The organism is Acidobacteriota bacterium (assembly GCA_016196065.1).
In the GTDB taxonomy this organism is placed as follows: Bacteria; Acidobacteriota; Terriglobia; order Terriglobales; family Acidobacteriaceae; genus Acidiflorens.
On the sequence record JACPYL010000010.1, the window covers coordinates 1,904,174 to 1,924,862 of the forward strand.

General features: G+C 56.5%; 19 protein-coding genes and 1 pseudogene. 7 read left to right on the top strand and 13 right to left on the bottom strand.

Going from position 1 to position 20,689, the window contains the following annotated elements; all coding sequences use genetic code 11:
- From HY010_11420 to HY010_11435, 4 genes are all read right to left on the bottom strand, one after another.
- The gene (locus HY010_11420; protein MBI3476334.1) at window positions 1–1,224 is read right to left on the bottom strand and encodes an efflux RND transporter periplasmic adaptor subunit; all 1,224 of its coding nucleotides are present in this window, start codon (window positions 1,222–1,224) and stop codon (window positions 1–3) included.
- Entirely contained in the window at window positions 1,221–2,381 is a 1,161-nt protein-coding gene (locus HY010_11425) for a TolC family protein (GenBank protein MBI3476335.1), read from the bottom strand. Before HY010_11425 ends, HY010_11420 begins: the two co-directional genes overlap by 4 nt.
- A gap of 116 nt (window positions 2,382–2,497) precedes the next feature.
- Complete coding sequence (locus HY010_11430) at window positions 2,498–2,947, bottom strand: hypothetical protein (GenBank protein MBI3476336.1); 450 nt, start codon at window positions 2,945–2,947, stop codon at window positions 2,498–2,500.
- 61 nt (window positions 2,948–3,008) lie between these two features.
- The gene (locus tag HY010_11435) at window positions 3,009–3,464 is read right to left on the bottom strand and encodes a hypothetical protein (protein MBI3476337.1); all 456 of its coding nucleotides are present in this window, start codon (window positions 3,462–3,464) and stop codon (window positions 3,009–3,011) included.
- 614 nt (window positions 3,465–4,078) lie between these two features.
- Between HY010_11435 and HY010_11440 the strand changes: the two are divergent.
- Window positions 4,079–4,430, top strand: a pseudogene (locus tag HY010_11440) (DUF1109 domain-containing protein).
- Between the two features lie 28 nt (window positions 4,431–4,458).
- Here HY010_11440 and HY010_11445 read toward each other — a convergent pair.
- A complete protein-coding gene (locus HY010_11445) occupies window positions 4,459–7,569 on the bottom strand; it encodes a DUF1929 domain-containing protein (GenBank protein MBI3476338.1) in 3,111 nt (1,036 codons plus the stop codon).
- An 86-nt stretch (window positions 7,570–7,655) separates the two neighbouring features.
- The gene (locus HY010_11450) at window positions 7,656–9,716 is read right to left on the bottom strand and encodes a heavy metal translocating P-type ATPase (protein MBI3476339.1); all 2,061 of its coding nucleotides are present in this window, start codon (window positions 9,714–9,716) and stop codon (window positions 7,656–7,658) included.
- 476 nt (window positions 9,717–10,192) lie between these two features.
- Between HY010_11450 and HY010_11455 the strand changes: the two genes are divergently transcribed.
- Genes HY010_11455 through HY010_11470 form a run of 4 tightly spaced genes read left to right on the top strand, consistent with a single transcriptional unit; the run spans window position 10,193 to window position 13,480 of the window.
- Window positions 10,193–11,359, top strand: a complete 1,167-nt coding sequence (locus HY010_11455; protein ID MBI3476340.1) for a beta-propeller fold lactonase family protein — start codon at window positions 10,193–10,195, stop codon at window positions 11,357–11,359.
- A 58-nt stretch (window positions 11,360–11,417) separates the two neighbouring features.
- Entirely contained in the window at window positions 11,418–13,034 is a 1,617-nt protein-coding gene (locus tag HY010_11460; GenBank protein ID MBI3476341.1) for a multicopper oxidase domain-containing protein, read from the top strand.
- 34 nt (window positions 13,035–13,068) lie between these two features.
- Complete coding sequence (locus tag HY010_11465; GenBank protein MBI3476342.1) at window positions 13,069–13,257, top strand: hypothetical protein; 189 nt, start codon at window positions 13,069–13,071, stop codon at window positions 13,255–13,257.
- A 19-nt stretch (window positions 13,258–13,276) separates the two neighbouring features.
- On the top strand, window positions 13,277–13,480 hold the full coding sequence (locus HY010_11470) for a hypothetical protein (protein MBI3476343.1): 204 nt from the start codon (window positions 13,277–13,279) through the stop codon (window positions 13,478–13,480).
- 277 nt (window positions 13,481–13,757) lie between these two features.
- On the opposite strand, the gene HY010_11475 is transcribed toward HY010_11470, so the two are convergent.
- The 7 genes from HY010_11475 to HY010_11505 all read right to left on the bottom strand — a co-directional run bounded on the left by HY010_11475 (window position 13,758) and on the right by HY010_11505 (window position 19,410).
- Window positions 13,758–14,213: a nuclear transport factor 2 family protein gene (locus HY010_11475; protein MBI3476344.1), complete on the bottom strand. Its 456-nt coding sequence runs from the start codon at window positions 14,211–14,213 to the stop codon at window positions 13,758–13,760.
- Window positions 14,214–14,222: 9 nt separating this feature from the next.
- Entirely contained in the window at window positions 14,223–14,885 is a 663-nt protein-coding gene (locus HY010_11480; GenBank protein ID MBI3476345.1) for a class I SAM-dependent methyltransferase, read from the bottom strand.
- Between the two features lie 210 nt (window positions 14,886–15,095).
- Window positions 15,096–15,446: a hypothetical protein gene (locus tag HY010_11485; GenBank protein MBI3476346.1), complete on the bottom strand. Its 351-nt coding sequence runs from the start codon at window positions 15,444–15,446 to the stop codon at window positions 15,096–15,098.
- Window positions 15,447–15,456: 10 nt separating this feature from the next.
- On the bottom strand, window positions 15,457–16,071 hold the full coding sequence (locus HY010_11490) for a c-type cytochrome (protein MBI3476347.1): 615 nt from the start codon (window positions 16,069–16,071) through the stop codon (window positions 15,457–15,459).
- Between the two features lie 17 nt (window positions 16,072–16,088).
- Window positions 16,089–17,507 (bottom strand): TolC family protein, encoded by a 1,419-nt coding sequence (locus tag HY010_11495; protein MBI3476348.1) that lies wholly within the window; start codon window positions 17,505–17,507, stop codon window positions 16,089–16,091.
- A 23-nt stretch (window positions 17,508–17,530) separates the two neighbouring features.
- Complete coding sequence (locus HY010_11500) at window positions 17,531–19,015, bottom strand: copper oxidase (GenBank protein MBI3476349.1); 1,485 nt, start codon at window positions 19,013–19,015, stop codon at window positions 17,531–17,533.
- 140 nt (window positions 19,016–19,155) lie between these two features.
- Complete coding sequence (locus tag HY010_11505; protein ID MBI3476350.1) at window positions 19,156–19,410, bottom strand: hypothetical protein; 255 nt, start codon at window positions 19,408–19,410, stop codon at window positions 19,156–19,158.
- Between the two features lie 495 nt (window positions 19,411–19,905).
- On the opposite strand from HY010_11505, the gene HY010_11510 reads away from it, so the two are divergent.
- Window positions 19,906–20,328, top strand: coding sequence for a hypothetical protein (locus HY010_11510; protein MBI3476351.1), 423 nt, complete (start codon window positions 19,906–19,908; stop codon window positions 20,326–20,328).
- A 141-nt stretch (window positions 20,329–20,469) separates the two neighbouring features.
- Window positions 20,470–20,664: a hypothetical protein gene (locus tag HY010_11515; protein ID MBI3476352.1), complete on the top strand. Its 195-nt coding sequence runs from the start codon at window positions 20,470–20,472 to the stop codon at window positions 20,662–20,664.
- Window positions 20,665–20,689 lie beyond the last annotated feature (25 nt).

The window sequence follows — 20,689 nt, forward strand, 5'->3', positions numbered from 1 at the left end:
CTAGTCCTCCCCCCCGATTTCTTCGCGCATCGAGGCGGACTTCAAATAGAAACTCCCCACGGTCACGACTTTCTCTCCGGGACGAACTCCAGTAAGAATTTGTGTTTCCAATTCTCCGCGTTCTCCAAGCGTGACCTCGCGCTTTTCGAAATGCGTAGCGTCCCGCTGCACAAAAACCACAGGCTTCCCCTCGATGTCCTGAAGGGCAGCACCGGGAACAACCGCGGCTGCGGTAGTCGACGTAGTTGGAATGAAAACGTCGGCAAACATTTCGAGCTTCAACCGGCCGTCCTTGTTTGGAACGACGCAGCGAAGCTTCGCTGTACGTGAGCTCGGGTCAAGAAAATCGCTTAAGTAAGTGATCCGCCCCCGAAACCGCTCATTGGGATAGGATGAAACCGTCACCAGACAATCGCCCTGCCCCGGAACCCTGCCCAGGTCCTTTTCGTAAATATCCCCAAGCACCCACACAGATGACGTGTCCACCAAGGTGAACAATTCCTTGTCGCGAGCCACGGACTCGCCCTGGGAAACGTCATACTTGATAATGATTCCGGCAAAGGGAGCCCGGAGAGTGTTGTGGGAAGCCGTGCGATGACCCTCACCGGAAATCCTCAGTCGCTGAACTTGCTCCTCGGTCAATCCAAACCGGTGGAGTTTTTCTTCCGACCTGGCAAGTTCCGCTTCTTTGCTCTGAACCGCAGCTTCCGCCTGTAATTCCTCGGCCTTGCGCAGTTCAAAATCTCGCGGAGAAATCGCCTCCACTCCTATCAACGTATTCGCGCGCTCCACCGACTTGCGGGCAACCTCCAGTTGGGCCTTTTCCCTGGCGACTTCACCGTGCATGCTAAGGTGTTCTCCCACGGTTTCGCCGAGTTCGATGTTGTCGTAGAGCAACAGAGGCTGGCCCGCCTGAACGTGGTCGCCAAGTCTGACATACGGCTTCTCCGCAATTCCTTGGGCCAGCGGATAGATGTGGGCAACGCGCGTTTCGTCTGGAGAAACCACCCCCGTTGCCTTAATCATTTCTTGAATCTTCTGCTCCCGAACTGACGCCAGGCCGAGATTCGCGTTTCTCTGGGCCTCCACGTTAAGTTCGACCACATTCGGATCTTCGGGTTTTGGGTCCTTGGCCAACGTGGCGGGCTTGTCACGAAAGAGGAATACTCCGGCGAGAATGAGCCCCATGAGCGATAAGGCGGCGATGAAGTAGCGTTTCTTCACTTAGGAAGGTCCTTTCCAATGGCGGCTTCGAGCAGAGCTACCGCTGCTCTTTGGTCAAACAAAGCCTGGTTGTAGGTCCGCAGTGCTTCGCGGTAGGCACGTTGAACATCCAAAAAGCCGATCAGTTCCAGGGCGCCCAGCCGGTAGGAAGACTCGGCGATATCGCGGGCCCTCCGAGCGCTGGGAACATACGTCTTTTGCAAAGCTTCCACTCGTTGGTTCTGCGCCTGGACAGAGTTGAATGCCTGTTGGACATCCCGACGGACTTCCAATTCCACACGGGTCTGTTCATACCGTTGCTGCTCAAGTTGAGCGTTGGCTTGGGCAACCCCTCCTTGGTTTCGATTGAAGAGCGGGATGGGGATGTTGACGCCGAAGGCGACTGTGTTCTGGTTAAAGGTCCGCTTGTACCCGAACGAAGGAGTGATGTTCGGAACGGCCTCGGACTTCTGCAGTCTAATCTCCTGTGAACCCCTTTCCACGCGCTGACGTTGCGCAATCAAGTCCGCCCGCGCTTGAAGCGCTTGTTGCTGTAAATCAGGGAGCGCTATCGAGGGGGACGCAGAGTTCAGAGTGTCAGTAACATCAAAATCTGTTATCCCCGGATCTGCGCCGAGAAGTTCCAGTAAAGCGACCTTTGAGTTCTTCAGCTGAAGTTCCGCTTCTACAACATCATTGAAGAACCGCAGTCTCTCCGTCTGCAATCGGCTGAACTCAAAACCCGAAACCTCTCCCTGTTTGTAGCGGGCCTCATTCACCTTTACGACCTTGTCATACTCCGACACGATTCCCTGGGCCAGATCGTACTGTGCTTTCGCTAGGCTTACGGCGAAATAGCGGCTCTTCAGTTCCAGTTTGAGTTGCCGAATTACGTCTTCCAGCGAGGATTGCGAAACTTGCACGTCCTGCATGGCCACTGCGGTCCGCTTGCCCCGTTTCCCAGCGGTTTCGATCGTTTGGCTGAAGGCAAGGATGGTTTCTGAGTTGTTAATCAACGGACCGGGATGACTGTCGAACAGCGGATAACTTTCGGATGAAAGCTGGAACTCTGGATTGGGGCGTTTCTGCGCTCCGACCAAGCCGCCTCGCGCTACCGCAATGTTCTGGCGCTCACGTAGCAAGGTCGGGTTTTTAGCCATCATGATTTCGGTTGCCATGTCGAGGCTTAATCGAGTCGGAGGTGCAGTGGACGGCGTCGTTTCTTGCGCGTGAAGGAATGCTGGACAGAAAGCAAAGCAGAACAGCAAGTAACAAGGGATCGAATTGAAACGCATTAATGACGCTCCTTGGGACGGTCTTTTTGCAGCAGATCGTTGAGGTGAAAGATTCCGCGCATCCACACTTTGTGAGCTTCCGCCCGCGATAAGTCAGAGGCCACGGCCAGCGCTCCCCACTCCATACGCAGGAGGTTTCTCATGGTCACAACTGCACGCTCTAGCCGAGGTAACTGTTGAATCGCGCGCTCCAGTCGTGAAGCACTTTGCAAAGACTGCGAAGACCCATTTCGATATTTCTCCGTCGCTCGCAAAGCCAGGCTGAGGAGACGCGGCGGGATCTCCTGAGTCATTGGAAGTTCACGCTCTCGATAGAAAGCGGTAAAGGCATCAGAGGCTGCGTCTTCCGCCGCTGCTCCAGCTCCGAGGAACATGCGGCAGAAGGCGACCACATCCTTCTTCCACTTGGCGCAAAATTCCTCGACTTCATGAGTAGTGGCGGCGGACATAGATTCCTCACGACACGCTTAGAACAAACAACCAACCGCTCCAGCCATCGTCATCGCGTAATTAGTGCTCGAAGAAATCGCGCGGCAACAGCTCTCGCACCGTTAGCATCCCTTTCAACCATGTCTGGCGGGCGTCTTCCACTGACAGACTTGTAGCCGCCGCAACGCCGGGCCAGGACATGGCCATCACGTTCCTCATGATGAACACCGCCCGCTGCCGGCAGTTCAGGCGCAAAATGCAGTTCTCCAATGTGTCGCTGTCCTTATCTAGTCGCGGTCCTTCTCGACAGGGCTGCATCGCTTGAAACACAAGGGCCATCAGCCGACTTGGAACTTCGCCGGTAACGGACAACTTGCCCGAGTGACGGTAGAACTCCACGAAGGCCTTTGAAGACACTGCCTCAGCCTGTTGTTCGTCGCCGAGAAAGAGACGACAAAAAACAAAGACATCAGGTCCCCAGCGTTTGTAAAACGCCTCAGCCTCGTGCAGGTCGTGCACATTGACAGCAACAGACATAAGCACCCCAAATCAGACGAAGGGCGGCCATTGGAATGGGAGTTCCTGGGCACCTAGTCCTCAGGAATTCACGGAGAAAAGGATTAACTACGAGGGGGGTGGTACAGTGGCGGTGCGGCGGCAGTAACTTGATTGAAATGATAGAACGTCAGCGCTTCCTCAGCGCGTTGAAACGTAGCAACGTGGAAATGGGAGGAAGGGACGATGTGGGCACAGCAGCAGAAACAATCTTCCTGCGCACTCGGGGCGGTCGGCTGTCCCGCATTCGCCGCCATCCGGAATTGAGCTTCCGAAGGTACCACCTGTCCAACCTGAGAGCTGTTTGCCGATTGAGAAGCGACCGGCGAAACCGGCGATCCGTCATTGTCGCTCTGGCAAAGACCCGGCACGCTGAGATCCGCTAGCGTCCAAAGTAACAAAAGGCTAGCCATCCACGTCTGCCAAGCCGGTCTGTGCATCGAAAACCGCATGTTCGAATAATACCCCACGAGCGCTCTCGCTCAAATCTATAGACGTTTGAAAACCGTTACTGATGGTAAATATTTGTAAAGAACAGCCCTTTGCTATGTGCACTGGCAGGTGTCCTATAACCACAATCACTTGCGGGTGGATGCCTGCCCGTTCGACACGTGGCCCCCCGAAGCGCAGGCATTTACCGTCGCACAAACCTACGAGTCTGTGACCCGCACCAGTATCTGGCGCCGGGACACAGAAAGGGCGGCCCCGTATCCCTCCTGTTCCATCGACACCATGTCACTTCATCTTCATCGCGCGGGGGAGCGCCCACTGACTTGAGGCGCACGGGAGCAATTGTGGGGCTTGTCGGTCGGGGCGCTGGGCGCTACTGCTTGCACTTTTCACTGACCAGACGATTCGATTCCGTTCATCGCAGTATGGTACGGTGCCATGGTCGCGCTCTGCGCCTTTGTCGGCGCCCTGCTCGGGTCGCGCTTGCTGCCATGGTAAGGCTGCGGGCACACATCATCAAAAGCTGTTACGGCGTTACGCGTATCCATGCAGCGACACTCGGCACCCGTGCCGTGTCCACGACGAACAGCAGGTAATGCCCCGGAGCCGCAATGTTTCCGTTGGGCGGCGCCTTGACTTGAACTGAGGTCGCTCCGCGTCCGGTGATTTCACAGCCGATCACGCGCTGCGACTGGTTAAAGCCGTGCGTCACAGCGCCTGGGCGGATGAGCAGGACTTCAGCGATGGAAGTAGCGCTGGGCGTGTTCACCGTGAAGACGGCACCGTGAGTCACACTGGCGGGCGAGTTTGTGATAACCGGCCGCGCCCGGAAGTAATACCAGGGGAAGTAGCGTTCGTGTGGTGTGGTCTCGCCCGACTTCCATCCACCATTGATGTCCTGATCGCCGCCCATCAGAATGCTGCCATCGGCGAGGAGGATCGCGGTGGAGTGGTAACCGCGCGAGTATTTCATCACCGCGCAGGGCACCCATCCCGCAGCCAGATTCTTGGTGTCGAGGATCTCCGCCGGCCCGCCGGTGTTGGGAATGCCGCCAGCTAGAAACACCCGTGAATCCGGCATCAGGACCGTGTTCACCTGGTGGGCGCGAGGCTGATTCAGATTGGGCAGCGCCTTCCAGGCAGGTACGGCATCGGAGAGATCGATCATTTCTGAGGACTGCGGTGCGTTCGGCAAAATATCTCCGCCAGCAATCAGCACGCGAGGTTTGTAGTCCGGCGGCAGCAATGGCAAGAGCACCGACGTTCCCTTTTCGCCGCTGCTGCTGCGGTTGCCGGCGATGGTCGGCCATGTCTTGGCAGAATCATCCACCGGCGCCAGCGGATCAAAGCGCCGAGTGATTCCGCGTGGCCCAGCGATGAACAATTCACCATTGGGCATCACATAGGTCCAGGGATAGTACAGGTAGTCAAACGTGGGAGGCAATGCAATCGCCGGATCCCATGTGCCGGTGCCAGGCTCGTAGATCTCAATCGATCTCGCGACAATTTGTGTCGGTGTGCCGCCTAGGATGGTGAGCACTTTGCCGTTGGCCAGCGTCAGACTGGTTGAGTAGAAGCGCTGTTCCGCCGTGGGCGCAACTCTCGACCACATTAAAGAAGGAGGATCGAACAAGTACGACTCGCGCGGTGTGAAGCCGCCATGAATGAGCAGTGTCCCTTGCGGAGTATCCAGGAACGCATGCTCGGCTGACCACAGGTTCGCCAATCCGCGATCGTTTGGTGGAGATGTTACGTTGAAAGGCTGGTTGGCCGGAGCGGAGAAGGCGCCTGCGGGAGTTGAGTAGTCCCAAATCCGGCTGATGTCGTCGCGCGCGTCCCCGTAGCCCCAGTACAAAACCTTTTCCGTTTTTGGAAGCAGACAAGCGTGCATGAAAGTCACAGAAGGGCTTCCAGCGACCTCTTCCCACTTGCCGCAGTCCAGGCTCTCGCAGTGATTGGGGTCGATCGCAGGACAGTTGTTATCCCCATGATCCAATGGAAGGCCGGTTTCATGAGACAGGCGCTTTGCCTGTTCGGGAGTGAGCCACAGTGTCTGCCGCGATCGCACCAAGCCGGCGAGACCGGCCATCATGTGCATCTCCACGTGGCAGTGCACGAGAAAGTCTCCGCGCACGTGATATTTCTTCGCGTGTTTGGGCCGGTGTTCCGGATCTTGAGCCTTGGCGATGTCCGCGGGTAACAGCAACACCGGCGGGGCGGTGGTCTCAACCACGAAGGATTCGGCCGGACCAAGACTGCGTCCATCATAGGCTTCGCCGGCAAAATGCCAGCGCTGCCCATGCGTATGGAAGTTATGCCACATCATGCCCAAGTCCAAATTGAAAACGTACCAACGAATCTTCTGCCCCGCCTCTGCCAGGACGGTCGGGGTATTCCCAACAAAGGACCGGCCATTCAGACAGAATGACGGCAGTCCCCCACCATCTTCGGTAACCGTATGGACATTATTGTTGCCGTTGTTCCACTGAACCTTTCCACCAGGACCAACCTTGGCGTTGTTGGGAACAAACTTCATGTCCAGCGGGTTCGAGTCGTCAATATTCACTGTGGCCAGCATAGGCTCTCCCATGGCGACCGTAACCGTCGCCTGCATCTGGGTGTGAATGTTGCAGTGATAGTCGAATGTCCCTTCGGTGCCGAATGTCGCTTCAAAGGTGCCATTGAATGGGATAGGCCCGCTGTCGAACGCCGGAACCCCGCTCGCTCCTTGCATGGCGTGCAAGAACAGCGGAACATGCAACGGTTTTTTCGGATCAGGACACGGGTGTATCCCGGGAAGATGCAAGTACTCCTCCCAATCGATTTGCCTGCCCTCAAACTCCACCGGCCGCATGGGTAAGGGGTTGTGGCCTCCACCTTCGTGGCCGCCACCTCCGGGCATGGGCATCGGCATATTCATTGCCATGCCAGCGTTCTCGGCGGGCATCCGGGCGACGTGGTCCTCCGGCTCCGGTGGCAGATGCTTGCGCAGATCGCGCAACAGTTCTTCCACTTCGGGCGGAAGCTTCATCCGCGGGGGAGGGTCGCAATCGTCCTTCGGCAGCACGATTAGACCGCCGAGCAATCCCCGATTCACATTCGCGCCGATATTCTGGAAATGGTCGTGGAACGGCCAGGCGCCGAGCATCTTATCAGTCACGTCAAAAGTGTAAGTCCAGTGCTGGCCGGGGCAGATCTCGTCTGACCGGCGGCCATCGCTGGACTGCGTACCAAACGGCCACGACCCGTCCGAGTCGATGCCGTATTGCAAGCCATGCAGATGGAAGCTGTGCGGGGCGCTGTCGGCGTTTACCACATGAATCTTGAGGCGGTCCCCAGGCCGCGTGTAGATCACCGTGCCCGGTACACGGCGGTGATACGGAGGCTCGTTGATGTCAGCCAGGACAATCTTGTCAGGTTTTGGCACCAGGTATGCCGGATCAAGATACTCGCGGTAAACCAGCACCGACACAGTTCGCGCATTGATCTCCGCCGTCGGAATCGTCCCATCGTCATGTCCCATGTTGCGCATGCAGTCGCGCCCATAGCGAATAGGAGGAGCAAAGGTGGGATCGGGACAAACAGGAGAGTAGTCAGGTATCGATTCGATTTTCAGGTAAATATGTCGGACTGCCATGGCGGATATCCTTTCCTACCTTGGGTGCGGACGGATTCCTCATTACCTCCATAGTGTTGTAATTGAGAAAAGCGTTTCAGTCTTCGTTATGGGACCGCGCTTTGTAGTTTTAGCCGGCGAAGCAACTGTGCATTCGCAGCCACGATGATGGTGGAGAGGCTCATTGCGACTGCACCAACGCTCATGGGCAGATCAAGTCCCCATCGGACGAGAAGGCCTCCCGCGACGGGGATCGCGACGAGGTTATACGCGGTCGCCCAAACGAGATTTTGAATCATCTTTCGGTAGGTGGCCCGAGACAGTTTGATCGCCCCCACAACATCACGTGGATCGCTACGCACCAGGACGATTCCGGCTGACTCAATTGCCACATCGGTTCCAGCGCCAATCGCGATTCCGACATCCGCGGTCGCCAGCGCCGGCGCGTCGTTCACGCCGTCGCCAACCATTGCGACCCGCTTGCCCCCCGACTGAAAGCGCTTTACTGCCGCAGCCTTGTCGGCAGGGAGAACCTCGGCTGCAACCTCGTCTATGCCGATGCGGCGGGCAACCGAATCGGCAACTGTCTTCGCGTCTCCGGTGATCATCGCAACCCGGATACCAAGCCCATGAAGCTCGGTGACCGCCTCCTTTGATTCGGGCCGAATCTCATCCTCGACGGCGAAAGCACCCAGCAGTTTCCCTTCGGCGACAACATAGAGAACTGTCTTTCCCTCGGATGCCCACTGCGTCGCCAGCCTTTCAACTTCTGAGGGTACGATTACCTTGCGCTCGGTCAATAGACGCGGCCCACCGATTGTGACGCTCTTGCCGTTTACGCGCGCCTGTGCCCCTCGACCCGGCAGCGCTTCGAAGTCGGCAGCTTCTAACGTGGCCAGGCTTCGACGCTTGGCCTCGGCCACGATTGCCTTAGCGAGCGGGTGTTCGGAGTTGGCTTCGACAGCAGCGGCATGGGCAAGCAGATCACTTTCATTGCTGCTCGGCGCAGCCACGACTCCGGACAAGGCAGGGGATCCGCGTGTGAGCGTTCCGGTCTTATCGAAAATCACCATGTCCAAATTGCGCGCGCGTTCGAGCGCGAGTCTGTCTTTGACGAGGAGACCGTTCTGAGCCCCGAGCGAGGTCGAGATTGCAATCACGAGCGGAATCGCAAGCCCCAAGGCGTGCGGGCAAGCAATGATGAGGACGGTTGCCGTTCTGATCAGAGCGTGTTCTTTGTCTCCCGAAAACCACCAGTAGGTGAGCGTGATCGCACCGGACGCTACTGCCACGTAGAAAAGGATTGCGGCGGCACGATCGGCAAGGGCTTGCGTGCGAGACCCAGAAGCCTGTGCGGTGGCAACGAGCCGCATGATGCCGGACAGAGCGGTTTTCTCCCCGACTGCCGTGACGCGGACTCGAAGGCTTCCGCCGCTGGCGACCGTTCCCGCAATGACGGTGCTATCTGGCCCCTTCGAAACGCTCCGGGACTCGCCGGTAATCATCGACTCGTCAACATCAGCGGCGCCCTCAACGACCCTGCCATCCGCCGGGACGCGGGTTCCGGGCCGGACTAGGACAACGTCTCCCACTTGTAACTGAGAAAGCGGAATGGTTTGAGTCTCCGCACCACTGACACGTTCGGCTGTGTCTGGGAGCAGCGCGGCAAGTGCATTGAGCGCGCCACGAGCTTGAGAAATGGCTCGCATTTCCAGCCAGTGGCCGAGAACCATGATCGTAATGAGCGTTGCGAGTTCCCACCAGACTTCGATCTCGAAGAGGCCGAATGTTGCGGCGAGCGACGTACCAAAGGCAACCGTAATCGCCAGGCTGATAAGGGTCATCATGCCGGGCTTGTGGTCCGCGAGTTCGCTCCAGGCCCCACGGATGAAAACGAGGCCGCCGTAAACGAACACCACCGTCCCCAGGATTGGAGCGATTAAATTCGAGCCGGGAAAGGAAGGTGCGCTGTACCCAAGCCAGTGTTGGACATCGGTCGACCAGAAGACCACTGGGATAGTGAGAGCAAAGCTTAACCAAAACTTGTCACGAAACATAGCGACAGAGTGTCCGGCGTGACGGTCGTGACTCGCGTCAGCTTGGGACATCTTGTGACCGGCATGTAGGTCGGTCACTTCTTCATGGGGTTGGTGTGTCGTGTGATCCATCTTGAACTCCGAAATTAGCGACCCGAACGCCCAGTGGGACTGCGATCAAGGATTTGTTACCAGACGACCGGCCACTCAACTTGTACAAGTCTTAGAGACCAAACCTTGCTGCCGCGCTCCCTAGTACCTGAGTTCTCTGTGAGGGCCGTCACGGTAACCTGAAGACCGGCGCGAACGAAGCACAAGGCCGCTTTGGTTCCAAGTTTGGTTGCAAAATACCATCATCGACACCCGTGCATCGAGGTGTCGGGTTCAGAGACGAAGGAGTTTGCGCCGCGTGCCTGATAACACCTAGTCCAGAGAATGGGAGGATTAAAGCACAACGCCTCCAGTTTGGAACCTGCTTTCCACTTTTCGCTAACTACTTGCATAGTAGTTCCTTGGCGCGATAAGTTTAGACAAAGCGCTTGAACCCGTATCCTGCCTGTGGTCTACTGCAAAACTAGAGATCAAGCCCCCCTCCGAAGGTACATCGCATGCAGAAACTACCAGAATCCTTGCTGTGCGCCGCATTGCTCATTGTGAGCCTTGTCGCTGTGAGCGGGACAGCCGCCGGTGCAACTCCCTACGTAGTTGCCAATGACGACTCTTCGTTTCCTTTTACCGGCGTCAGTTTTTTTGCGGTGGGTCCGAACGGCGGACTGACGCGCAAGGGAGAGGTCGCCACCCCCGGAACTGGCATCGGCGGCGGTTATTTTGGGGCGAACCGGATCATCGTCCTCAACAGCCCAAGTCAGGCTTGCGTCTTTGCCTCCGAGGCGGGGAGCGGTGACGTCGTGGGAATCGATATCAACACCTTGTCCGTGGGCGGGAGTGCCAGCGGATCCGACACTGATGCGGGCACGGGCAACGGTATTGGTCTGGCGGCGAACGCTCAGTATCTGTACGCCGATTTCACCGACTCCAACACCATCGGGACCTTCAGAGTTCTGTCGGGATGCGGCCTGATGTTTGTCAGCAGCGTCTCGGTTGTGGGTGCCGAGGACGGCGGCATCAATGGACTTGCCGCTCACGGAAATATGTTGGTCGCCACCTACACCGACGGCACCATCGAATCCTTCGACATTGCCAACGGTCCTCCGGTCTCTCACGGCGACAAACAGCTCTCCACTGGGACCGTGCGCTCGAAGGGCGCGACCTTTCCGAATTCAATCGACATTACGAGCGATGGCCGCTTCGCGATTTTTGGCGACACCTCCACTTCCATGGTGGTGGAAGTGTCGGACATTTCCTCCGGCAAGCTGACCAAGACCAGGGTTTACACTTCGACTACGAGCATCAGTTCTAGCAACGTCATGCTGAGTCCGGACGAAAGCATACTCTACGTGGTCAATACGCAGGGCGATTCGGTCACGGCGTTGTTCTTTCACAAGACCACGGGCGTGCTAACCAAGGGTTGCACTTCCGACCCGATCCGTGGCCACTCTTCGAATTTCTCGTATCTCGCGGGAGCAGCGCTGATGAGCTCCACTGGAAACGGCAGCGGAATCTATGTAGCGGAGTTTCCCTCGGGTATCGCACGGATGAAACTCAAGGTCAAGGGCAAGGTCTGTTCGTGGCGTGAAGTGCCGCAGTCTCCCTTCGAGGATAAGAACGCTTCGGGGCTGCTGTCGATCGGTACTTATCCGCCACGGTCCTTTTAGAAACGTAGAGCCGGCGAAGGTTTTTATACTGATCTTCCTGAAGGTGAAGGAGCTGGATATGCGCTCGGTGTCGAGGTGGCTGTTTGCTTTTGTGGTTTGCGGATGTTCTTTTCTAAGGCTCGCGGCGCAATGCCCCGATCGTCCCATTTCCGGTACGGTGGTCGACGACCCACTCGCTCTTTCCTCGCAGAACGGTGTGCTTTCCGCGCAAATGACACTGGCGCACTCCGTGGATGGCAACAGTTTTACGCACTACTGCTACAACTACACTGCCGGCGATCAGGTCTTTGAAGCCCCGACTCTGCGTGTTAGTCCTGGAGACGAGCTGGATCTCAAAATCCTCAACCGCATTCAGAACGATTTTGGGCAGACCAAGCCCAAGACCAACGCCAAGACTAATGCCAGGGGCCGGAACAAAACGAAGATGACCATGCCGATACCGGAATCGCCCGATGCCAACTGCGGAGACGGCGGCGATATGACCATCGATGCCACCAACGTTCACTACCACGGCATGAATATCTCTCCGAAATGCCATCAGGACGACGTCATCAACACCCTGATTCAGCCCGGCAGCGCGGGTTTCCAATACAAGATTCCGATTCCTGCCACGCAGCCGCCGGGGTTGTACTGGTACCACCCGCACGTCCACGGGTTCACGGAATTCCAGGTGAACGGCGGTGCTGCGGGCGCTTTGATCGTCGAAGGAATGGAAAAGGTTCACCCCGAGGTTGCAGGCCTCACAGAACGGGTTTTCGTTATCCGCCAGCAGTTCCTAGTCCCGTGGGTCCCCGGCCCGTATGAGCTAACAATTAACTATCAAGTCGCCCCCGTCATCAGTGGGGCGAAGCCTGTTATTCAGATGAAGCCCGGCGAAAAACAGTTTTGGCGGGTTGCCAACGCCACTATCCAGGACTTCATGCCATTGCAGGTGATCGTCGACAACCAGCCGCAACCGCTGCAAGTCGTTGCCCTCGACGGCTATCCGCTGGCTCAGATCAGAACTCAGGACACCATTGTCCTCCCACCAGCTGGCCGGGCTGAGTTTATCGTGCAGGCGCCTCCAGTGGGGTCTACTGCATATGTCTTTTTAAAGGACTATTCGACCGGCCCGACCGGAAATGCCGACCTCCAGCAGTCGCTCGGCGCGATCCAAATAACCAACAACGCGAATTTCTCGCATATGCCCAAGGCGCTAGGGTTCAGTTCGCCGGCCAAGCTCAAGTTTGCAGATTTGGCCGCACAGAAGCCCACCGCGGAACGGAAGTTGTTTTTCTCAGAAGAATTCGCCGGCACCAACGGCCCCATCCAGTTCTACATCACTGTGGAAGGACAAAAGCAGAAGGTCTTCGAAGCCAACGAAAAGCCAGTGATCACCACCAAAGTAGGAGCGGTCGAAGATTGGACCATTGAAAACCGCGCTCTTGAAACCCATGCCTTCCACATGCACCAGATTCATTTCCAGATGCTGGAAATCGATGGAAAACCAGTGGCCAACCAGGACATGCGCGACACCATCGAAATTCCCTTCTGGGAAGGCACAGGACCTTTTCATAGCGTCAAAGTGCGCATGGATTTCCGCGATCCGACGATCGCAGGCACATTTTTGTTTCACTGCCACATCCTGCTGCATGAAGATCTCGGCATGATGCACAAGATCCTTGTAGAACCATAATCCTTTCCCGAGATCAAGAAAGGTTATACGGCACATGCGCGAACGAATGCGGATTTTCCTTGGCAGAGCACTCTTATTGCTAGCCGGATATTTTGCCGGAAGTCATCACACGACCGTCGCATATGCGGGAGCACCCGCACCAGGCGTCGTCCCGAAATCGTATGGCCGGCTGGTAACGGCTATTCCAGACTCGATCGGCACAGGTCTGATTTTTGAAGACTAAGGAGGGTACGATTCGGTTCGTGAGTGTCACCGGCATGAACGAAGGAGAAATACCTCGTTACGCTGCTACTCCCACTCGCGGCGACATACCCAAATCGTATGGACATCTCGTAGCCGCGGTCGTAAACCACGGACTTACGGCTCTTGTATTCGAGGATAGCAACGGCGCGATTCAGTTCGTCACCATGACGGGTGAGACCGAGAAGGAATTGGTGCGGGAGTAACAATTGCAGAAAGCCTCCGCTGCGCAGGCCTTTTTGCCTCGGAGGCCATTCGATCTCAGGTATTGTCAATAGTCATCATCAGTCCGATCCCTTGATTTTCTACTCGCTTTTCTACTTTGCCATTATCCGTATAATGTGGAATGTCACAATGAACAGCCCCTTGCCAGCCCCTCCGGGCTAGGCGGTCAATGGGCTGAGTGAACACGGCTTGTCCGGTGCTTCTCTTTCAATGCTGCGCTCAAAGGACACAACGTTACTTGGCAGATTAGAGATGCCGCTAGTCAGCCGAACCGAGGCGCCTTACGCTCCAGTCCAGCAAAGCCACCTTCCACGTAGGTCCGGTTTTCTGTAGGACGTAGGCGGACCAAACCAAGTAACCGGCGTTCTTGCCATCTTTCCCGGCCACGTCGATCGTCTGCTTGGTATAGCCCCATGCCATCTCGGAACCCGCGACGACTTTCACAAACTCCCATGTCGAAGGGGCTGCGGGCTCCTTGAACTCCGGAACCAAGTGATTATCACGGAAGTCCTTCCAACCATCGTTGCGATGACCGTTCTCCAAGACAACAACATCAGGCGAAACCAGTGTTTCAATTGCGCCGACATCGCGGCGCTCGATTGCTTGCTGGAATTGCTGAATCACGCCCTTGACAGCGGCCTCATCAGGACCAGCAGCAAAACCGGTAGTCGCAAGGGCGACCGGTAACAGCACCAGATTCAAGAGTCTCCACATTTCTCTCTCCTAAGTAGATGGCTTGCGTGCCCGGTACAGCGATAACGTTCCGAGAATTGTTACGTATGAGTTTGTGGTTTGTACCTCTTCGAATCCTGCGAGCCCGAGGAGATCCGGCAGCAGCCCCCTTACGTTGTCGGTCGTCGTAGCGAAGCCATCGAGGAGCTGAACGCCGACAAACGCGACCCTCATGGCTAGACTTGTTGCCTTTCCCCAGTCAGCGATATGAAATTCTCCGCCCGCACGCAGGACGCGCAGAACCTCTCGCATCGCTTCCAACTTCATCTCGGACGGCAAGTGATGAAAAAACAAGCTTGAGAGAACTCGGTCGAACGATTCATCAGCATACGGCAGTGCCGATGCCAGCCCCTGATCGAATTGCACCTCGATCCCGGCCGTTTCCAGTTTCGCTCTTGCAAGTTTCAAGACTTCCGGATCTCCATCTAACCCGAACACTTCAGCACCTCGATGAGCGTACTTTGCGAAGACGGCGAGAGTACCGGTTCCGCAGCCCAAGTCGAGGACTCGGTATCCATCTTGAATGTTCGCTTCCCGAAGCAACGCGTCCTTGAACATAGCTTCACGGGTAGTGAGCCGGACAACCGGATCGTAGAACCGCGTCAGCCAGCGATATCCAAGTGCAGGAATGTATGAGTTCGACGATGTTTTCATTTGTTGCCCAAATAACCTTTCGAACACGGGCGCAAAGCGAGGAATCCTTAGATTTCTCGCTCTGCAGCCCGTGTCGAGCGCAGCCGGTCTCTCAGGAACCCGTCTGCCCTCTCCACCGAGACGCTCGACGTGTTTTTGGGGAAGGACATCTACGTCGTCGTTTGGTGGACATCTTGATCGCTATTCCGGTGCTGACTTACGCGCACACCCTCACTTATGGTCCATGCCTTCCATGCCCTTCATCCCATCCATGGGTTGTTTCCCTTTCATGACTCCAAAATGCACTTCGTTCGCGACCAGCTTATCGCCCGAGACATCTGCATGGATTACAACCTTGTCACCAACTTTTAGGTCTTTCAGGACGGCCGCGGCACCACTCTTCTCAAACTTGGTTTTGTCACTCACATCTACCGTTACGGATGTCTTGACCGTAGTTTTAACAGTAATAGAGGTATCGGAAATGCTGGTGACCGTGCCCATTACATGCTTTTCCTTTTCATGGGCAAGAGCCATTAGCGAAAATGCGAACAACAAGGTAACGACTGCGACTGTGCGTTTCATAGTTTTCTCCTCAATGATTTTGGTGCGTTGATGCTTTGGGTGCCTGGTTGCGGGGCGGGCCTTGATTCAAAAACTGCTCTTCTTGCATTTCCTCCTGTTTCTCTCCTGGACCCTTCGGATTGAGCGCTTCCATTTCACGTTCCTCCGCTGGCGTGAGCTGAGGCAGATGCCGTATGAAATGCACCAGCTTCCAGCTGGCGTCGTCTTTCTCTTCCGTGCCCCAGGCCGGCATTCCGGTGAGCCGGATACCGTTGTGAATGGTGTAGTAGAGCTCTCCATCGGTCAGGTTCTGCGTCTGCGGCAACCGCATGTCAGGAGCCTTCGGATACAAATTCCGTCCGATCTCGGTATTCCCGCTCCCGTTATTGGCGTGGCAGATGGCACAGTGATCGGCGAAATGTGCTCTCGCTTCGGTCACTAACTCCGGGGACGGCGGGAACGGATTTTTCTCTCTCATGGCCTTCGACGGAACAGCCAGCTTCCGCGCGGTGCGGGCAACGTAGCTCTCCAGCGCCGAAGGCTGGTCACGGGCGCTGAAACCGCGGCGCACCGCAGATATCGCTGCCGCAATTACCAGCATCGCGGCGACGAGCACCAACAGCCCCACAAGTCGATTTCTTCGCATTGCTCCTCCTCACGTATTTATTGCGGCTGCATGGAATTCGTGGACGAAGGCACATTGAGTTCGCGCACCGGCTGATCCATTTCCCCCGGACGGCTGGGTGCCTCCAAACCATCGGTCAAGAGAAAGCCTTTCAGTGCGATCGAATTCCCCCAAAGAGTTTCCAGGGCCGAGATGTAGTCGGTCTGAAGCTGGAACAATGTCCGCTGCGAGATCAGCACCTGCGGATAGGCAGCTGCCATTCCGCCATAGCTCTTCACGTAGAGGTCGTAAGCTTTCTGAGCACGCGGGATCATCCGATTTCGGTATTTCTCCACCATCGCGCGTGATGTCAGGTAGTTCTGAACCAATGCTGCCGCACGTTCCCGCAGAACCAACTGGACGCGTTCCACTTCGCGCTGGGCACGTTCGATGTCGGCCCGGGAAGCCTGCACATTGCCCTGGTTACGGTTGAAAATGGGAATTTGCACGCCGACCTCCGCAAATCCCTGCAAACCGATCGGCCGGTTTGTAGTCGCGTCCAGTTCGCGGTTTTGCTGAAGCCCGCCCCGAAGTTGCAGATCAGGGATCGGTTCACGCTTCGCCCGAGCTAGCGATGCCTCTGCCCGGAGCACGCCCAACTCCGCGATCTTGACAGCTGGACTATCCTGCAAGATCGCCTGCAGCCACTGGTCGGGATTGTCCTCGGGTAAGTCTTCGAGATTTCCGGCAAGCTGTGTCAGAGGCATCACTGGCTTTCCGACTGTCGCCGCCAGGGAGCGCCACACCCGTAGCTGCTTTTGCTCCGCCGCGACCACCGCCAGTTCCGCTTGCTCCCCTTCGACCTCGGCTTGCAGGACGTCGGGTTGATCCGCCTGTCCAACGTTGCCAAGCTGATGGGAAGTATTCACCGCGTCTGCGGCCAACTGGCTGAGCTTGCGACGTAGATCCACCATCTCTTGAGCGGCCAGCGCCTGGGAATAAAACAAACGCACGCTGTTGATCACCCGCAGCCGTTGCTCTTCTCCCTCGACTTCTGCTTGCTTCTTTTCCTGCTCGAACACGCGGCGACTCAGTCCGAGCTTCCCGCCGAGGACGATGTCTTGGCTTACAAAGAAACCCTGTTCCCCTCCACCTTGGTTTCCGCCTCGGATTTGTTCACCCTGATACCCAACCGTGGGATTGGGATAGAGTCCGCTTTGCAGTTTCCGTCCTTCGGCGGCACGAATCTCGGCCGCAGCCTGGGCCAGAGTGGGATTGCTACTCAGAGCCATTTGCTCCAACTCGCCCAAGGTGAGTCCGGTTTGGTCGGCTCCCTTTTGCTGCGGCGGACTCGCCACCGTTGCATTTGGCATCGGCATGTTTGGCATCGACTGGTCTTGACCGAACCCGAACGTTACCGCTGCCAGCAAAGTCCCGAAAACCAGGGACCGTGACGTCCGCGAAAAATATCTATTCATTGCGTTCTCCTCCTCCATGCCTGTTATCCGTGGTGCGGGTGCTCCATGCCGGGCATGGACTCGGGCTTGCCCTTCTGCTGCTCGCGCAACGCCATCACCTTGTCGTACATGTCAGGCGGCAGCACTCGCAAAAAGGTCATCATCCCTTGCATGAATCCGCTCCAGCCGGGCCGAAGCCCGTAGTTCTCCGGTTTCTCCACCATCTTGTCCATCGCCATTGCCGGCCCCTCCATGAAGGCATCCTGCGGAAATCCGGGAACCGAGTTAGCGTCTTTCGCCACTTCCGGCGCTACCATCTGCATCCCTTCGTGTTGCATTCCCGGCATGTTGTCCATGGAGTGCTCCGCCTTTTGCGCGCTGAGAGGTGCGTTACCCAACGTCTGATCGCGCGTGGAACCCACACCCATTCCACGACCCAGACTTGGACCTTTGTCCTCGGAAGTGGCATGTCCCCCGCGCAAAATGCCCATACCCTCTTCCATGCCCAAGCCCGCGGGCATGCCGTTGCTACCTCGGGTCATCGGGCCTACCACCGACGACATCTGGTTCATCATGTGGTGGGGCAGGTGGCAGTGGATCATCCAGTCGCCCGGGTTATTGGCGATGAATTCGACATCGGCGGCTTCGGCCACTCCCACGAGAACGGTGTTCTTCGGACCCCAAGTGGTCTTGGGCTGTCGTCCCCCTTCGGTACCGGTTACCACGAAAGTGTGCCCGTGCAGGTGAATCGGATGATGGTCCATTCCCAGGTTGATGAAGCGAAGGCGAACGCGATCGTTGTGCCGGACAATCAGCGGAGTGGTGGCCGGACCAGCCTTGCCGTTGAACGTCAGCCAGTTAAATTCCATGTTCATGGAATTTGGAATGGGATTGTTGGGGAGGATTGCGAACTCTTGCAAGATGATCGCGAAATCTTTGTCGACCGGGGGATCGTAAATCTTCTTGGGATGCATGATGAAGGTCCCGATCATCCCCATCATTTCTTGCATCGCCATGTGGGAGTGATAAAAGAAAGTTCCCGCCTGATGCAGAGTGAACTCATAAACAAAACGGCCGCCGGGGGGCATTGGATCCTGGCTACTTCCCGGCGCGCCGTCCATGTCGATTGGAATCTCAAATCCGTGCCAATGCATCGAGGTGGGCTCAGGAAGATGGTTGTCCACGATGATCCTCACCCGATCACCCTGGTTCACCTGAATGGTGGGTCCCGGAGCGCTGCCGTTATAGCCCCACAGGTTTGCGATCTTTCCGGGCATCAGTTCCTGCTTCACAGGCTCGGCAATCAAGTGAAACTCTTTCGCCCCCCCGGCCATGCGCCACGGAAGTTCGGGAACATCCGGCGTCTCCACGGAAACGATCCGGCCGCTGCCCTGCCTAGCGTGGTCCATGTGCTCCATATCCATGCTTTTTCCGCTCGCCTGCGTAGAGGCTGCAAACAGGCGAGGTGCAGCTGCCAGACCGGCACCCAGGCCAAAAGTGTTTCTCAGGAAATCACGTCTGTTCTTCATGGCTCTTCCTTTTCAAGCGTTGGCGGACCCAATTGCCCTCATGAACTCAATGGACATTGGATCAAAGAGAGATGCGCAGCCAGGCAATCGACACAAGTCGCTGCTTTGGCTATGCCGTAGCTAGAAGGAGATGGAGAAACTCAGATGCGAAGGATGTTGAAGGAAGCAGAATATGCAGGCGGAGGAGCGGGGGGACCACTATCCGAACTCCACGCTGCGGCACCGGGCGCCAGAAGCTCGACCGTAGCATCCAGGACCATGGGGCCGCTCTCGATTGCCGTCACCTGTGGGAGAACCTCTCTCAACGTGTTGAGACGTTCGGCGGTGACACAATTCGGCTGACACGATGGCGACATCATCACCAGACTCATGGCCTGAAGCGCTGGACGATTCATGGCGGAGTGATCGTGAACCATTCCCGGCATAGCACCCGAGGGCTCACTGCAGTGGGTCTGAATTTCCGTTTGGGCGTGGCGTTGACACATGAGTACGCAGAGCCCAGTCGGAGTAAAAATCCCGCCAAGGAGAACAACCAAGAGTACGCTCGACGTTGCGGTTCGCGAGGTCACTTCTCGAAACTCTACCTCAGACACTATGAGATGCGCAAACTCGTTTAAAGGCTTTCCCGATTCCCCACCTTGTAGCAGTCTTAATCTCGACCGTTTCGTCGGGCTGTTTTAGCCTTACTTTCCCTCACGGACGGAAAATGCTAGGCGGAGGCGGAAACACACAGAACTTTGCAGGCTCCCATCTAATCGGGAGCCACCGCGCTTAAGAAACTGGTTATTGCTCCTATTCGTTTTTTGAATTGGAGTGTCGAACCTCAGCGGGGTACTCTGACGCGCAGGCAATTTCAATGCGAGTTGCGATTGCGACAAGCACATGAGGACATGAAAATGCTCGATACACCCATGAAAAGCAAACCGAGAACCAAAATTTTGACCGGCGCGATGGCCCTTTTGCTGGTGATTGGCATGGCCGTAGTCTTACAGAGCAAAAGCTCAGCCGAGGATCAGTCCAGCGACAAAATGCAAATGAAGGTTCCGCAAACTGCCATGGATCACTCCGCAATGGCAGAGCATTACCAGAAGAAGGCAGCGGAATATCACGCCGATATCGAAGCTCACAAGGCAATGTTGGCCGAATACAAAAAGGGTGCGGTCGAGAACCCAAAGATGGGTGAAAACCCCCACGTCAAGGCTGAGCGGCTCCACTGTGAAAAGTACATCAAAGCTGCGGAAGCCTTGGCGGCAGAAGCTGCCGAATCGGCCAAGTTTCATAGCCTCCGTGCGAAGGAGATGGAGGGCAAGTGAATCCTTCCCAGGCAGCGTGCGCCGTACCGCAGCGATCTTCTGGTGCTCCATTGGCTCTTTTGCCGTCTTGAGCAGTACCTTCAATTCCTTCTTACTGATGACCGGTTTCTTGTCGACGGCCGCGGAGTATGCGGGCACAAGATGATCGTGGACGGCATCGTAGAACCGATGGAGCTAGCGCATCTCCCTTATAGAAACGGCAAAACCTACGAAGATTACCTGGGATTGAGAGGCCTCGAACGCATGGGGAAAAAGAAATGGCGCCACTACGTTGCTCGCATCGTGCAGGACTTTCAGACGGCCTTGGACGCGGACTGCGTCGTGCTCGGCGGCTGAAATGTGAAGAAAATCAAAACACTAC

Excerpts from the sequence above, each read along its gene's own strand:
- HY010_11510 (MBI3476351.1), top strand. The coding sequence starts at position 19,906 with ATGAAAATGCTCGATACACCCATGAAAAGCAAACCGAGAACCAAAATT.
- HY010_11445 (MBI3476338.1), bottom strand. The coding sequence starts at position 7,569 with ATGGCAGTCCGACATATTTACCTGAAAATCGAATCGATACCTGACTAC.
- HY010_11505 (MBI3476350.1), bottom strand. The coding sequence starts at position 19,410 with ATGAATCGTCCAGCGCTTCAGGCCATGAGTCTGGTGATGATGTCGCCA.
- HY010_11495 (MBI3476348.1), bottom strand. The coding sequence starts at position 17,507 with ATGAATAGATATTTTTCGCGGACGTCACGGTCCCTGGTTTTCGGGACT.
- HY010_11475 (MBI3476344.1), bottom strand. The coding sequence starts at position 14,213 with ATGTGGAGACTCTTGAATCTGGTGCTGTTACCGGTCGCCCTTGCGACT.
- HY010_11500 (MBI3476349.1), bottom strand. The coding sequence starts at position 19,015 with ATGAAGAACAGACGTGATTTCCTGAGAAACACTTTTGGCCTGGGTGCC.
- HY010_11430 (MBI3476336.1), bottom strand. The coding sequence starts at position 2,947 with ATGTCCGCCGCCACTACTCATGAAGTCGAGGAATTTTGCGCCAAGTGG.
- HY010_11425 (MBI3476335.1), bottom strand. The coding sequence starts at position 2,381 with ATGGCAACCGAAATCATGATGGCTAAAAACCCGACCTTGCTACGTGAG.
- HY010_11490 (MBI3476347.1), bottom strand. The coding sequence starts at position 16,071 with ATGCGAAGAAATCGACTTGTGGGGCTGTTGGTGCTCGTCGCCGCGATG.
- HY010_11515 (MBI3476352.1), top strand. The coding sequence starts at position 20,470 with ATGATCGTGGACGGCATCGTAGAACCGATGGAGCTAGCGCATCTCCCT.
- HY010_11435 (MBI3476337.1), bottom strand. The coding sequence starts at position 3,464 with ATGTCTGTTGCTGTCAATGTGCACGACCTGCACGAGGCTGAGGCGTTT.
- HY010_11480 (MBI3476345.1), bottom strand. The coding sequence starts at position 14,885 with ATGAAAACATCGTCGAACTCATACATTCCTGCACTTGGATATCGCTGG.
- HY010_11450 (MBI3476339.1), bottom strand. The coding sequence starts at position 9,716 with ATGGATCACACGACACACCAACCCCATGAAGAAGTGACCGACCTACAT.
- HY010_11455 (MBI3476340.1), top strand. The coding sequence starts at position 10,193 with ATGCAGAAACTACCAGAATCCTTGCTGTGCGCCGCATTGCTCATTGTG.
- HY010_11460 (MBI3476341.1), top strand. The coding sequence starts at position 11,418 with ATGCGCTCGGTGTCGAGGTGGCTGTTTGCTTTTGTGGTTTGCGGATGT.
- HY010_11465 (MBI3476342.1), top strand. The coding sequence starts at position 13,069 with ATGCGCGAACGAATGCGGATTTTCCTTGGCAGAGCACTCTTATTGCTA.
- HY010_11485 (MBI3476346.1), bottom strand. The coding sequence starts at position 15,446 with ATGAAACGCACAGTCGCAGTCGTTACCTTGTTGTTCGCATTTTCGCTA.